Genomic DNA, 14,266 nt, shown 5'->3' on the forward strand with positions numbered 1-14,266 from the left:
GCCGGGGGCGGCGTCGGCGGCGCGGAGGTTCGTCGTCCCGGATGCGTGTAGTTGACCGCGCCGCCGGTGCCGCCGGAGCCTCCCACCGCGGGCGTTCCGCCCGTACCGGGCCCCGGGGTGCCGGCCTGCTGCGGTACGGCGTCGGGCGCGGGCTGCGGCGCGGGGGCCAGTGGCTGGGGGACCGTGGCACCGCTCTGGGTGGCCGGGCCGGGTGCCGTGGCCGGGCCCGGGGCCGCGGACGAGGGCAGTCCCTCGGGCCTGATCCGTACCCCGTCCTGCGTACTGGGCCGCGGTATCTGCACCGTACTGGCGAGATGCCGGGCCACCGCCTCCTGGATACCGGCGGCGAAGGCCCGGGCCTGAGGCAGGCCGTGGTCGCCGAACAGCTCCGCGAGCCCTCCCGCGTACCCCTGGCCGACGGCGCGGACCTTCCAGGCGCCCTGGCGGCGGTACAGCTCCAACGCGACCACGGCGGACTCGGCGTCCAGACCGGTCAGCGTGAAGCTGGCGATCTCGGTGCCGTCGGTCGAGGTGACGGCGGCGAAGGGGGCCGCGGTGGCGCCGAAACGGTCGGGGCCGCCCACCCCCTCGGGCAGGGCGAGCAGCACACGCACGAGATGCGCCTGCGCGGGCACGGCCTCCAGGTCGATGTGGAAGCGCAGCCCGGCGGCGGCCTGCCGGGACACCTCCACGCCCGGGAGGGCGGGCGAGCCGGGGTGGGCGATCCACTCGGTGCCGCGCACGGTGCCCTGGGCGTCGGCGAGCGTGGCACAGGCCATGACCGGTGCGCCGGCCGTCACCCGGATCTCCAGGCGGGTGTGGGGCAGGGGGTGGTTCTGCCCCCGGACCAACTCGGCCGTCATCGCCTCTGTCCCCTCGTCAGTTGTTCTTCGTCGTCCGGCTACGGATACGGATGTCGTGTCGGAATGGTGCTGCTCTACGGGTGTACGGACGCACGGGTGTACCGGCGTACGGCAGCCGTGCAGCTCCCGGCGATCCGACGTCCGGGAGCTGCGCGTGTTGTGCGGTGCGTCCTACAGGTGCGGCAGGATCGACGGCATCAGGTCCTGGAACGTACGGCCGTTGGCCGGAGTGCCCAGCGCCGTCATCTGCCATCCCCCGCCCGCGCGGTGCACCTTCGCCATGATCTGCGCGGTGTACTGCCCGCCGCCGTCGAGCGTGTACCGCGCCAGCTCCTGGCCGTTGGTCTCGTCGACGATGCGGCAGAAGGCGTTCTGCACCTCCTGGAACGTCTGGCCGGTGAAGGAGTTCACCGTGAAGACGATCTGGTCGATATGGACCGGCACCCGCTGGAGGTCGACGAGGATCGCCTCGTCGTCCCCGCCCTGCCCCGCGCCGCCGACCAGATTGTCACCGGTGTGCCGTACCGAGCCGTCGTCGCTGACGAGATGGCGGAAGAAGACCACGTCGACCGGCTGCTTGTCGGCGAACAGCACCGCCGAGGCGTCCAGGTCGATCTCACGGGTACGGGAGCCGAACAGACCCCGGCGCGGCGCGGCCTGCCAGCCGAGCCCCATACGCACCGCGGTCAGGCTGCCGCCGCCCTTCTTCTCCAGGCTGATGGCCTGTCCCTTGGTCAGATTGACGCCAGGACCCCCGGGCGCACTGCCCTTGGATACGTCCACCACGCGCTGTCCCCTCTCGAATGGTTCCCCCGCAACCGTCCGTGCGGTTGCGCAGCACCCTACGCAGTCGCGCGGGCGGTGCAGGAGGCTTGGACCGTTTTTGTGTCGGTCTTGCAACACACCATGTTCTTCTGGATGTCAGGCCAGCCCCGCTTCCCTCATCTGCCGCAACTCCTTCTTCAGTTCACTCACTTCGTCGCGGAGCCGTGCGGCGACCTCGAACTGCAACTCGGCCGCGGCTGCCCGCATCCGGTCGGTCATCTCCTCGATGATCCCGGCCAGTTCGGCCGCGGGACGGTCGCTGAGCACCGCCGTCCTGCCGCCCGCCCCGGCTCCCTTCGCGGCCTTCGTACCGAGCGCGGGCACGGCGGCCTTGGGCGCCCTGCCGTCCTTGGCCCCGCCCGCCTTCCGGTACCCCGTGCCGAGCAGCGCCTCGGTGTCGACCTCCTCGCGCGCGATGGTCGCGACGATGTCGTTGATCTTCTTGCGGAGCGGCTGGGGGTCGATACCGCGGGCGGTGTTGTACGCGATCTGCTTCTCCCGGCGGCGGTTGGTCTCCTCGATGGCCTTCTCCATGGCCGGGGTGATCTTGTCCGCGTACATATGGACCTGGCCCGAGACATTGCGCGCGGCCCGGCCGATGGTCTGGATCAGCGAGGTGCCGGAGCGCAGGAAGCCCTCCTTGTCGGCGTCGAGGATCGCCACCAGGGAGACCTCGGGCAGGTCGAGGCCCTCACGGAGCAGGTTGATGCCGACGAGGACGTCGTACTCCCCGGCGCGCAGCTCGCGCAGCAGCTCGACCCGGCGCAGGGTGTCGACATCGCTGTGCAGATACCGCACCTGGATGCCCAGCTCCAGGAAGTAGTCGGTGAGGTCCTCGGCCATCTTCTTGGTGAGCGTGGTCACCAGGACCCGCTCGTCCTTGGCGGTCCGCTCGCGGATCTCGTGCACAAGATCGTCGATCTGCCCCTCGGTGGGCTTGACGACGACCTCCGGGTCGACCAGGCCGGTGGGACGGATGATCTGCTCCACGAAGCCGTCGGAGCGCGACATCTCGTAGGTGCCCGGCGTGGCGGAGAGATAGACGGCCTGTCCGATCCGCTGCTGGAACTCCTCCCACTTCAGTGGCCGGTTGTCGAGCGCGGAGGGCAGCCGGAAGCCGTGGTCGACGAGGGTCCGCTTGCGGGACGCGTCCCCCTCGTACATCGCGCCGATCTGCGGGACGGTGACATGAGACTCGTCGATGACCAGCAGGAAGTCCTCGGGGAAGTAGTCGAGGAGGGTGTTGGGCGCGGTGCCCGGCGACCGGTCGTCGAAGTGCATCGAGTAGTTCTCGATGCCGGAGCAGGAGCCGATCTGGCGCATCATCTCGATGTCGTACGTGGTGCGCATGCGCAGCCGCTGCGACTCCAGCAGCTTGCCCTGCTTGTCCAGCTCGGCGAGGCGCTCCTCCAGCTCCCGCTCGATGCCGTTGACCGCCTTCTCCATCCGCTCGGGGCCGGCCACATAGTGGCTCGCGGGGAAGATGTACAGCTCGCGGTCGTCGCTGATGACCTCGCCGGTGAGCGGGTGGAGCGTCGAGAGGGCCTCGATCTCGTCGCCGAACATCTCGATGCGGACGGCCAGCTCTTCGTAGACCGGGAAGATCTCGATGGTGTCGCCCCGGACCCGGAAGGTGCCGCGCGCGAACGCCATGTCGTTACGCGTGTACTGGATCTCGACGAAACGGCGCAGGAGCTGGTCCCGGTCGATCTCGGTGCCGACCTTGAGGGGCACCATGCGGTCCACGTACTCCTGGGGCGTACCGAGGCCGTAGATGCAGGAGACGGAGGCGACCACGATCACATCGCGGCGGGTCAGCAGCGAGTTGGTCGCGGAGTGGCGCAGCCGCTCGACCTCCTCGTTGATGGAGGAGTCCTTCTCGATGTAGGTGTCCGACTGCGGGACGTACGCCTCGGGCTGGTAGTAGTCGTAGTACGAGACGAAGTACTCGACGGCGTTGTTGGGCAGCAGCTCGCGGAACTCGTTCGCGAGCTGGGCGGCGAGCGTCTTGTTCGGCGCCATCACCAGCGTGGGGCGCTGGAGGCGCTCGATCATCCAGGCGGTGGTCGCCGACTTGCCCGTGCCGGTCGCGCCCAGCAGGACGACGTCCTTCTCACCGGCGCGGACACGCCGCTCGAGGTCGGCGATGGCCGTCGGCTGGTCGCCGCTGGGCTGGTAGGGACTGACGACCTCGAAGGGCGCCACCGTACGTTCGATGCTGGAAACGGGCCGCATGGAACCACCGTACGACCCGCCACTGACAGCCGGGCGGTGAGCGGCCCCGGATCACCGGACGGGCACCGTCGGTCACCAGTCGTGGAGGTCCTGCGGGCCGCTGCGCGGGGCCCTGGTGGCGGTCCGGCCGGCCGTCTCGCGGCTGTCTTCCTCCCGGCGTGCCGCGCGGGCGCGGGAGCGCTGGGCGGGCACCCCGGCCCGTCCGCACAGCCCCGTCACGGTCCCCGCGGGCCGGTCCCGGTCGCGCCCGCCCGCCACCATGAGCGGGTCGAGCAGCAGCGCCACCCCCGCAAGCAGCAGAAAGACCGCGGGTCCGATCAGCATCGGTACGAGCAGTTCGACGGCGGGGGCGCCGCCGGGCGCCGAGGTGACCCCGTCGAGATGCACCTCGACACCGGCCATCGCGGTGTAGTGCATTCCGGTCGACGCGGTCCCCATCACCAGACTGGCGGCAAGACTGGCCGGAAATCCCCGGTGCGCGACGATCACCCAGAGCCCGGCGGTGGACGCGGCGACGGCGATCAGGACCGAGAGCGCGACCGTCCCGATGTCGTACGCGACGCGTCCGTGCAGCCGGACGCCGTCCATGCCGAGGTAGTGCATGGTGGCGATGCCCAGACCGGTGACCGTACCGCCGGTGACCAGGGCCATTCGTGTGGAGCCGCGGTATCCCACGATGAGGATCCCGGTCCCGACCATCACGATCCCGACGGCCAGGCTGGCGAAGGTCGTGAGCCGGTCGTAGCCGATGGGCACCTCGGTGACGGCGAAGCCCAGCATGGCGATGAAGTGCATCGTCCAGATGCCGGAGCCGATCGAGGCCGCGCCGAGCGCCAGGCCGCCGGGCTTCCAGGGGCGCCGGGTGCGCAGCGATCTCGCGGTGCAGCGCAGGCCGAGCGCGGCCCCGAGACAGGCCATGAGAAAGGCCGCCACGGGGGTGACGAGGCCGTAGCTGAATCCTTCGACGGTGCCCTGCATGCGGTGTGCCCTTCGCCCCTCGGCTCCGTATACGGAAGCGCTGGTTCGGGGCGAGAGTAGGACGGCCGCGCCGGTAATCAAACAGGCACCTGGCGATTTGTCGATATGAAGGCGATATGAAGCCGACATGCGGCGACACGGAGCGGGACGGGTGCCCGATGCGGTATGTCTCCTCCGGGGTGTGGCCGCATGGAGGCGCATGGCGTATCGCTTCATGTTGTGGCCAGCCTCCGCCCGTCCCTTGTTGGCCGGAGGCTGTCACCCTCGGGGCCGACCGTCACCCCACGACGCGAGGAGTCCACGTGTACGCGCGTACTTCGGCGACAACGGCCACCGCACTGCTGGGAGTCACCCTGATGCTGCCGGGCGCCGCCACGGCGTCCGCCGCTCCGGCCGCCGCCACCGCCGTCTCCGTTTCCGTCTCCGCCGCCGCGAGCGGCAGTCCGCTCGTCATCGCCCACCGCGGCGCCTCCGCGTACGCGCCGGAGAACACCCTGGCGGCCGTCGAGCGGGCCGGCGAACTGGGCATCGACTGGGTGGAGAACGACGTACAGCGGGCCAAGGACGGCACGCTGGTCGTGATCCACGACGACACCCTCGGGCGCACCACGAACGTGGAGCAGGTCTTCCCGGGCAGGGCGCCGTGGAAGGTCAAGGACTTCACCGCCGCCGAGATCGCCCGGCTCGACGCGGGAAGCTGGTTCGGGGCGCGCTGGGCGGGCGAGCGCGTGCCGACGCTGAACCAGTATCTGGACGCCGTCGAGGCCAATGGCCAGAAGCTGCTGCTGGAGATCAAGGCGCCCGAGCAGTACCCGGGCATCGAGCAGGACATCCTGCGGGTGCTCGACCAGGAGGGCTGGCTGGACACCGCTCATGTCCAGGACAAGCTGGTGATCCAGAGCTTCAGCGCGGACAGCATCCGTGCGGTGCACCAGCGGCGGCCCGAGATCACGACGGGCTTCCTCGGCACCCCGGCCGTGGCCGAGCTGCCTGCGTACGCCGCCTTCACCGACCAGATCAACCCGTCGTACACCTCGCTCACGGCCGGTTACGTGGCCGCGGTGCACCGGCTCAAGGGCCCGCAGGGCAAGCCGCTCACGGTCAGTACCTGGACGGTGAACACCGCGGCGGGCGCGGTGCGCGTCAGGGATCTCGGCGTGGACGGGATCATCACCAACAACCCGGACGTCGTGCGGGACGCCGTGAGCTGAGCCCGCGCCCCGGCCCCGGCGGGCGGCCCTGCCGGCCGGGGCCGGGGCCCGTTGTCAGTGGCGGACCGTACGGTGGTCGGCATGAACAACTACGCGCAGTCGCCACTTGAGTGGACGGTCGTGGGCAGCGACATCGGACCACTGATGCTGGCCGCGACCGGGCAGGGCCTGGTGAGTGTGGTCTTCCACGCCGAGGGGCCGGTACGGGAGAAGGCGCTGGAGCGGCTCAGGAGCCGGTTCGGGACCGAGCCCGCCGAATCGGCGTCGGGACTGCTGGCCGGGCCGATACGCGCGCTGAGGGCGTATTTCGCGGGCGAGCTACGGGAGTTCGCGCTGCCGCTGGACTGGTCGCTGTCCGGGGGCTTCAACCGGCAGGTGCTGCGCGAGCTGGCCGCCGGCGTCCCGTACGGCGCGGTGGTGGGGTACGGCGAGCTGGCCCGGCGGGTGGGCCGGCCGGAGGCGGCCCAGGCGGTCGGCGTGGCGATGGGGTCCAATCCACTGCCGGTGGTGGTGCCGTGCCACCGGGTGGTGGAGAGCGACGGCGGGATAGGCGGTTTCGGCGGCGGCCTGGAGACGAAGAGGCGGCTGCTGGCCCTGGAGGGTGTGCTTCCGGCGCCGCTGTTCTGAACGCACGGAGGCGGCGTTGTTCTGAGCTGACGGACCCCACAGGGATGACCGGATTGGTGCGTTATACCGCCACTTGTCCGCTTCTGCCGCCGGGCTTAGGCTGATTTGTGGAGCACCACCGCGCGTACAGCCCGGCGGACATGTGCGCGGGTCGCGCGTACGTCCGGCCCGCAGCCCGAGCGGTAGCCGGCTCCATGACCCGTGCACGGGCCGAGTCATCCGCTGGACACGTAGAGCCGGAAGGGACGGCGAGTCAGCATGACCGGAGGAAACAAGGCGGTCGCATACATCAAGCCGGGTGAGGTCGAGGTCAGGACGACCGACTATCCCAAGCTGGAACTTGAGGCAGGGCCTGGAGTACCCCGGGCGAATGTCGGCCGGAAGTGCAGGCACGGGGTCATACTCAAGGTCCTCGCCACCAACATCTGCGGCAGCGACCAGCACATGGTTCGAGGCCGTACGACGGCGCCCGAAGGTCTGATCCTCGGACACGAGATAACCGGTGAGGTCGTCGAGAAGGGGCCCGATGTCGAATTCATCGACATCGGCGACATCGTGTCGGTCCCGTTCAACATCGCCTGTGGGCGCTGCCGGAACTGCAAGGAGCGCAAGACCGGAATCTGTCTGAACGTCAACCCCGAGCGGCCTGGCGCGGCATACGGCTATGTCGACATGGGCGGCTGGGTCGGCGGGCAGGCGGAGTACGTCATGGTGCCGTACGCGGACTTCAACCTGCTCCGGTTCTCCGACCGGGACGCGGCTCGCGAGAAGCTCCTCGACCTGACGATGCTCTCGGACATCTTCCCGACGGGCTACCACGGCGTGGTGAGCTCGGGCGCGGAGGTCGGTTCCTCGGTGTACATCGCGGGCGCGGGGCCGGTGGGCCTGGCGGCGGCGGCAGCGGCGCAGCTCCTCGGCGCGGGGGTCGTCATCGTCGGCGACCTCAACACCCAGCGGCTGGACCAGGCCCGCAGCTTCGGCTGCGAGACCGTCGACCTGACCCTGGGGTCGCTGGAGGACCACATAGCCCAGATCCTCGGGGTGCCCGAGGTGGACGCGGCGGTCGACGCGGTCGGCTTTGAGGCGCGCGCCCACGGCAAGGACACGGACGAGGCTCCGGCGACGGTGCTCAACTCCCTGATGGAGGTCGTGAGGGCGGGCGGCAAGCTCGGCATACCCGGGCTGTATGTCACCGAGGACCCGCGCGGTGTCGACCAGGACGCCAAGAGCGGCACGCTGAAGGTACGGCTGGGGCTCGGCTGGGCGAAGAGCCATGAGTTCACCACGGGTCAGTGCCCGGTGATGAAGTACCACCGGGGCCTCTCGGAGGCGATCCTGCACGACAAGGTGCATATCGCGAAGGCGGTCAACGCCACGGTGATCTCGCTGGACGACGCCCCGCGCGGCTACGCGGAGTTCGACCAGGGAGCGAGCAGGAAGTACGTGCTCAACCCGCACGGCGCGCTGGACACGGCGAAGGCGGCCTGACCGTTCGCGCCGTTCGCGGCCGGATCTGACCGTCCCGCGCGGATCCGATTGTTCGCCTTGCTCGCCGACCGGCGCCCCGCCGGTCGGCGAGCGACGTCCGCGGTTCGGCGAACGACGTGCGCGGGGGCCCGTCGACGTTTGCGGGCGCCCCGGATGTGTCATGGATGTGGACATGCCAGACACCACTTCGCAGCCGTCCCCCGAAGTGCGGGACGCACTCGCCGCGGGCCGTCCCGTGGTCGCCCTGGAGTCGACGATCATCGCGCACGGACTGCCGCGCCCGCGCAATCTGGCGGTCGCGGAGGAGCTGGAGGAGCTGGTGCGGTCCGGCGGCGCCGTGCCCGCGACCGTCGCCGTACTGGACGGACGGCCCCATGTGGGCCTGGTCAAGGACCAGTTGGAGCGGGTGGCCCAGGACGAGTCCGTACGGAAACTGGGGCAGCGCGATCTGGCGCCCGCGATCGCGGCAGGCGCGAGCGGCGCGACGACCGTGTCCGCCACGGCGTTCCTCGCCGCGCGGGCCGGGATCCGGGTCTTCGCGACGGGCGGCCTGGGCGGGGTCCACCGCGGCTGGACCGAGACCCAGGACGAGTCGGCCGATCTGGCGCTGCTGGCCAGGACACGGATGACGGTCGTGTGCGCGGGCGTCAAGTCGATCCTGGACGTGCCGGCGACGCTCCAGCGTCTTGAGACGCTCGGCGTCACCGTCCTGGGCTACGGGACGGAACGTTTCCCCGGTTTCTATCTGGCCTCTTCCGGTGAGCCGGTCGACTGGACGGTCCGCACCCCCGAGGAGGTCGCGGCCGTGATGCGGGCCCAGGACACGATCGGCGGCCCGGAGTCGGCGCTGATCGTCGCCAATCCCGTGCCGGAGGCGGAGCAGCTCGATCCCGCGCTGCACGACCGGGTGCTGGCGGAGGCGCTCACCGAGTGCCGGGAGCGCGGGATCGGCGGCCAGGCCGTCACACCGTTCCTGCTGGACCAGCTCATGCGCGGGACCGGAGGCGCCTCGCTGGAGGCCAATCTCGCGGCAGTACGCGGCAACGTACGGCTCGCGGCGCGCATCGCCGTGGCACGGACCGCCGCCCGGTGAGCCATGGCGCCCTGCCCTGCGGCGGCGCGCCAGGACAGGGCCCAGGTCCTGTCCGGCGGATCTTCGGGGATCAGGCCGCGGCGTCCGGTGGAGGGGGTACCTCCCGTGCCGTTCAGGCCCCGGGGAAGCATCGCAAGGCGGAGGATCAGCCTCGTACTGGGACTCCGACAACGCAGACAGGTGCCGTGCCAGGCGTCGCGGGCCCACGAAGATCCGCCGGACAGGGCCTGGTGGTGATCGGGGACGTGGTCACCGATGTGGTGGCGCGGTACCGTACGGCGCTCGCGCACGGTACGGACACGGCCGCCGAGATCCGTACGCTGGCGGGCGGCGCCGGAGCGAACGCCGCGTGCTGGGCCGCGCGCACCGGGTGCGCGGACGTACGGCTGCTGGCGCGGGTCGGCGCGGACGCCCATGACTGGCACGCGGAGCGGCTGCGCCGGGCGGCGGTACGGGCACGTCTGGTCATCGACGATCAGGTGCCGACCGCCACGGTGATCTGCCTGGTCGACGCCTCGGCCGAGCGCACTCTGCTCACCGACAGCGGCGCGGCACTGCGCCTGTCCCCCGCCGACTGGTCACCGTCGCTGCTCGACGGGGCGGGCCGGCTGCATCTCTCCGGCTATCTCTTCTTCACCGAGGTGAGCCGTCGGCTGGCCGCGACCGCGATGGGGTCGGCACTGGAGCGGGGAATTCCGGTGAGCGTGGACCCGGCCTCGGCCGGTTTCCTCAAGGGGCTGGGCGCGGAACGCTTTCTGGCGGCGGTGACGGGAGTCGAGACCCTGCTCCCCAACGCCGACGAGGCCAGGCTCCTCACCGGTCTCGCGGATCCGGCGGACGCCGCGGCCGAACTGAGCCGACGGGTGCCGGTGGCCGTGGTGACCCTGGGCGCGGACGGCGCGCTGGTGGCGGAGGCGGGCGCCGTGCGCGCCCGCGTACCCCCCGTCCGAGCGCACGCCGTCGACTCGACGGGCGCGGGCGATGCGTTCACCGGCGCGTTCCTGGCGGCCCGGCTGGCCGGCGCGGACCCGGTGGAAGCCGCGGCGGCGGGGTGCCGGGCAGGCGCCGAAGCGGTGGCGACGGTGGGCGGGCGCCCGGCGTACGAGAGCTAGGGCGTGTTTCGAGCCGGACAGCCCGTGGCCGGGCGGAAGGCCGGTGCGGCTCGCCGGGCCGGACGCGGTCGGACCCGCCGCCCGTCGTGCCGGACGCGGTCGGACCCGCCGCTCGCCGGGCCGGACGTCGCCGGACCGGTCCTCGGGCCGGACGCGGTCGGGCCGGACGCGGTCAGGCCAGTCCGCCCCAGGCCGGGTGCCGTGGATCGTCGGCCCGTACGACCACATCGGCCGCCGCGGCCGGGTCCACCTCCGCCTCGTACCGCTCGAAGGCGGGCAGCGTCCAGAGCTCGCCCCCGTCGGTACGGCGCCGGAGCGCACCCGGCGACAGCCGCAGATGGACGGCGAGGTCGAACGGGAACCAGTGCCCCAGCAGCAGCGGACCGTGCAGCACCAGCACACCGCCGGGCGCGAGTTCGCGGTGGGGGCTGCGGGTCGCCCGGTCGGTCGCCGGGTCCCAGAGGTCGGGCAGAACCCGCCCGCTGCCGCCCGGCTCCAGTGGCCCGAAGACCTCCCGCCAGAGCGCGCCGGTGTCGAACCAGCCGCTGTAGTACGCCTCGGGGTCCTCGCGCCCGTACTCGTACCGCAGCGAGGCCGGGCGCAGGAATCCGTCCGTCCCTACGACCAGCACCGACCGGCCGCGCAGCCGCAGTGCCCCGGCCAGCGCCTCGGCCGGCCCGGCGGTCCCGGCGGCCGGCGCTCCGTCGATGGCGACGCGCAGCCAGGGGCCGCCGTCGGCGGGGCTGGTGTCCAGCAACCGCTCGGCGAGGGCTTCGGTCAGCCGGTCCCACGTGATCGCTTCGAGTCGCACCCGTTCATCATCGTTCAGGCGCACGGCACAAAAGAACGCACGGCCCACAAGAACGCCTCACGGCAACGCAGGGCGCACGAGAGACCCGGGCGGGCCGAACCGTACACACCCCCGGTCACTCCCCAGCCCGGCCCGTCCGGCCGACTTCCGACGCACATCTGACGCACCGTCAAAAACAACGCCGTCAGAAGCCCATGACCGGAAGGCTCTGCTCCGCCCAGATCGTCTTGCCGCCGACCCCCTGCCGCGTACCCCAGCCCTGGGTGAGCTGCGCCACCAGCAGCAGACCGCGCCCTCCCTCATCGAAGACGCGCGCCCGGCGCAGATGCGGGGCGGTGTTGCTGCCGTCGGAGACCTCGCAGATCAGGGTGCGGTCATGGATGAGACGGAGCTGAATCGGTGCCTGGGCATACCGGATGGCATTGGTGACCAGTTCGCTGACCACCAGCTCCGTGGTGAAGACGGCCTCCTCCAGGCCCCAGTCGGTGAGCTGCGCCGTGACATCGCCACGGGCCCGGCCCACGACGGCGGGGTCGCAGGACAGGTCCCAGGTGACCACCTGGTTGGCGTCGAGCGCCCGGGAACGGGCGAGGAGCAGGGCCACGTCGTCGGCGGGGTGATCGGGGAGCAGCGCCCGGAACACGGCGGTGCAGGTGTCGGCCAGCGGCGCGGCGGGCTGGGCCAGCGCCTCGGAAAGCATGGCGAACGTCTCGTCGACACCGCGCTCGCGCGATTCGATCAGACCGTTGGTGTAGAGGGCGAGCACGCTGCCCTCCGCCAGCTCCACATCGACGGATTCGAAGGGCAGATTGCCCAGGCCGAGCGGCGGGCCCGCGGGCAGCTCAAGGAATTCGACGGACCCGTCGGGACGGACGACCGCGGGCGGGGGGTGTCCGGCACGGGCCATGGAACAGCGCCGGGAGACAGGATCGTAGATCGCATACAAGCATGTCGCCCCCACATCGCCGGGTGTTTCCGGTGTGCTGCCCGCGCTCTGCCCGCTCGCCGCTTCGGCGGCGAGATGGTTGACGAGGTCGTCGAGATGGGTGAGCAGTTCGTCGGGCGGCAGATCGACATCGGCCAGGGTGCGCACGGCGGTCCGCAGCCGCCCCATCGTGGCCGACGCCTGGAGCCCGTGGCCGACGACATCGCCCACGACCAGGGCGACCCGGGAGCTGGACAGCGGGATCACATCGAACCAGTCGCCGCCGACGCCGGCCCTGGTGTCGGCCGGCAGATAGCGGAAGGCGACCTCGGCCGCCGCGTTCTCGGGCAGTTCCCTGGGCAGAAGGCTGCGCTGGAGGGTCAGCGCCGTCTCGCGCTCGTGGGTGAAGCGGCGGGCGTTGTCGATACAGACGGCGGCCCTCGCCGTGATGTCCTCGGCGAGGAGCAGATCCTCCTGTTCGAACGGGTCGGGCCGCCGGTGACGGGCGAAGTTGGCCACACCGAGCGTGGTACCGCGGGCGCGCAGCGGTACGGAGATGATCGAGTGGAAGCCGAAATCCCGGACCGAGGCGGCCCGGGCGGGGATCTCCCACCGGTTGTCGGAGGGGTCGGAGGGGTCCGTCACCCGGTTCAGGATCGCCCGCGAGGTGATGAGGCTCTCGGCCGCAGGTGAGTAGCCGGAGTAGACGGCCATGTCGCCCACCGCGTACACGGCCTCGGGATTGCCTTCGTAGATGGACCGGCAGGCGGCCCGGCGCAGCTCGATCCGGCCGGACATGGGCCCCGGGGGCGGCTCTCCGCCCTCGCTGACCGGTGGCAGCAGGTCGACCGTCACGAAGTCGGCGAAGACCGGGACGGACACATCGGCGAGTTCCTGCGCGGTCCGCGCGATGTCGAGGGTGCTGCCGATACGGACGGTGGCGTCGTTGACCAGGAGCAGCCGCTGCCGGGCCAGATGCTGTGCGGTCACATCATGTGTCGCGATGATGACGCCCCGCACCTGTCCGTCGTGGTCCCAGATCGGGGAGATGGAGACCGACCAGGCGAGTTCATGGTCATGGCCCACCATGCGGTGGGAGAACGCGAGCCGCCGCGACACCCCGGTCTCCAGCGCCAGCCGCATCTCGCGCTCGGTGTCCTCGGTCTCGGGACCGGGCACGATCTCGGGCAGCCGGAGCCCGCGGACATCGCCCTCCGAAAGCCCCAGCACCTTCTCCATGTCGTCGCTCAGGCACCGCAACCGCAGATGGGTGTCGTAGATGGCCATATTGCACGGGGACTGGTTGAAGGACTGCTCGATCAGCTCGTCGTCCTCGGCGGAGGGCGCGGTGCGGGCGAGGGGGGAGACGAGCAGCCATTCCAGACCGGTGGCGGACTCCGCGTCATCGGCGGTCTCCCGGGCTGCGGGCTCCCCGGCAGCGGGCTCCCGGGCAGCGATCTCACCGGCAGCGGTATGCCCGCCGGAGCCTCCGTGCTGCCCGGTGTGCGGGGTGTCGGCGTCCGGGGCCCCGAGGTGCGCCAGGAGTCGTACGTCCATGGGGGCACCGCTCCGGTGCACCAGCGTGACCGTACCGTGCCACCTGCTCGGATTCCGGTGGTTCCGCTGCGCTTCCGCGCTCGCCCGGGCGGCCGACTCCGCCACCTCCGCGTCGGCGAAAAGCTCGGCCACGGACCGTCCCACGATCTCCGGGGCGCGGTATCCGAGGAGTCTGCGAGCGCCGTCGTTCCACGCCGTCACCACGCCTCGGGAGTCGACGGTGGCCCTGGCCGTGAACTCCTCGTCAACAAAGACATTCGACCGGACGGACCCGTTCCCATTCGCGGTGTCCGGTCGAATCATCGCCGCTCATCTCACCTTCCGGCCATCAGGGGACACTCACACCCTTCAGTATGGCATTGGGTGACAAATATGCCTTTTACCTACATTTGCATTAAAAATGCATCAAAGCGGGCGCGGGAGAGGTTTGCGCGGGCGCGCCCTCACTCCCCTCGCAGCACCTTGGCCAGCGCCCCCTCCCCCGACACCTCGATACGGCCGTCCCGCACCCCGTCCCCGACCGTCAGCGACCCTCCGCCCA

11 protein-coding genes are annotated in these 14,266 nt (G+C 71.1%); 5 read left to right on the plus strand and 6 right to left on the minus strand.

Annotated features, from left to right (window positions below; all coding sequences use genetic code 11):
* The 4 genes from WH07_RS21835 to WH07_RS21850 all read right to left on the minus strand — a co-directional run.
* Nucleotides 1–863 (minus strand): TerD family protein (locus WH07_RS21835; protein ID WP_046502658.1); only part of this gene is annotated, 863 nt, incomplete at its 3' end.
* A 171-nt stretch (nt 864–1,034) separates the two neighbouring features.
* Complete coding sequence (locus WH07_RS21840; RefSeq protein ID WP_046502670.1) at nt 1,035–1,601, minus strand: TerD family protein; 567 nt, start codon at nt 1,599–1,601, stop codon at nt 1,035–1,037.
* A 183-nt stretch (nt 1,602–1,784) separates the two neighbouring features.
* Entirely contained in the window at nt 1,785–3,923 is a 2,139-nt protein-coding gene (gene uvrB / locus WH07_RS21845; protein ID WP_046502660.1) for an excinuclease ABC subunit UvrB, read from the minus strand.
* Nucleotides 3,924–3,995: 72 nt separating this feature from the next.
* Complete coding sequence (locus WH07_RS21850) at nt 3,996–4,901, minus strand: MHYT domain-containing protein (protein ID WP_052744515.1); 906 nt, start codon at nt 4,899–4,901, stop codon at nt 3,996–3,998.
* 302 nt (nt 4,902–5,203) lie between these two features.
* On the opposite strand from WH07_RS21850, the gene WH07_RS21855 reads away from it, so the two are divergent.
* The 5 genes from WH07_RS21855 to WH07_RS21875 all read left to right on the plus strand — a co-directional run bounded on the left by WH07_RS21855 (nt 5,204) and on the right by WH07_RS21875 (nt 10,432).
* The gene (locus tag WH07_RS21855; RefSeq protein ID WP_046502662.1) at nt 5,204–6,112 is read left to right on the plus strand and encodes a glycerophosphodiester phosphodiesterase; all 909 of its coding nucleotides are present in this window, start codon (nt 5,204–5,206) and stop codon (nt 6,110–6,112) included.
* A gap of 81 nt (nt 6,113–6,193) precedes the next feature.
* Entirely contained in the window at nt 6,194–6,739 is a 546-nt protein-coding gene (locus WH07_RS21860) for a methylated-DNA--[protein]-cysteine S-methyltransferase (protein ID WP_046502675.1), read from the plus strand.
* A gap of 258 nt (nt 6,740–6,997) precedes the next feature.
* Complete coding sequence (fdhA, locus tag WH07_RS21865) at nt 6,998–8,227, plus strand: formaldehyde dehydrogenase, glutathione-independent (RefSeq protein WP_046502664.1); 1,230 nt, start codon at nt 6,998–7,000, stop codon at nt 8,225–8,227.
* A 172-nt stretch (nt 8,228–8,399) separates the two neighbouring features.
* Complete coding sequence (locus tag WH07_RS21870; protein ID WP_046502677.1) at nt 8,400–9,320, plus strand: pseudouridine-5'-phosphate glycosidase; 921 nt, start codon at nt 8,400–8,402, stop codon at nt 9,318–9,320.
* 185 nt (nt 9,321–9,505) lie between these two features.
* Nucleotides 9,506–10,432 (plus strand): carbohydrate kinase family protein, encoded by a 927-nt coding sequence (locus tag WH07_RS21875; protein ID WP_046502666.1) that lies wholly within the window; start codon nt 9,506–9,508, stop codon nt 10,430–10,432.
* A 172-nt stretch (nt 10,433–10,604) separates the two neighbouring features.
* Here the strand turns inward: WH07_RS21875 and WH07_RS21880 are convergent, their stop codons facing one another.
* Entirely contained in the window at nt 10,605–11,243 is a 639-nt protein-coding gene (locus WH07_RS21880; RefSeq protein WP_046502680.1) for a nucleoside/nucleotide kinase family protein, read from the minus strand.
* A gap of 184 nt (nt 11,244–11,427) precedes the next feature.
* Nucleotides 11,428–14,028, minus strand: a complete 2,601-nt coding sequence (locus WH07_RS21885; protein WP_046502668.1) for an ATP-binding SpoIIE family protein phosphatase — start codon at nt 14,026–14,028, stop codon at nt 11,428–11,430.
* Between the last annotated feature and the right edge of the window lie 238 nt (nt 14,029–14,266).

The sequence above is a fragment of the Streptomyces odonnellii genome (assembly GCF_000981895.1).
Lineage (GTDB): Bacteria > Actinomycetota > Actinomycetes > Streptomycetales > Streptomycetaceae > Streptomyces > Streptomyces odonnellii.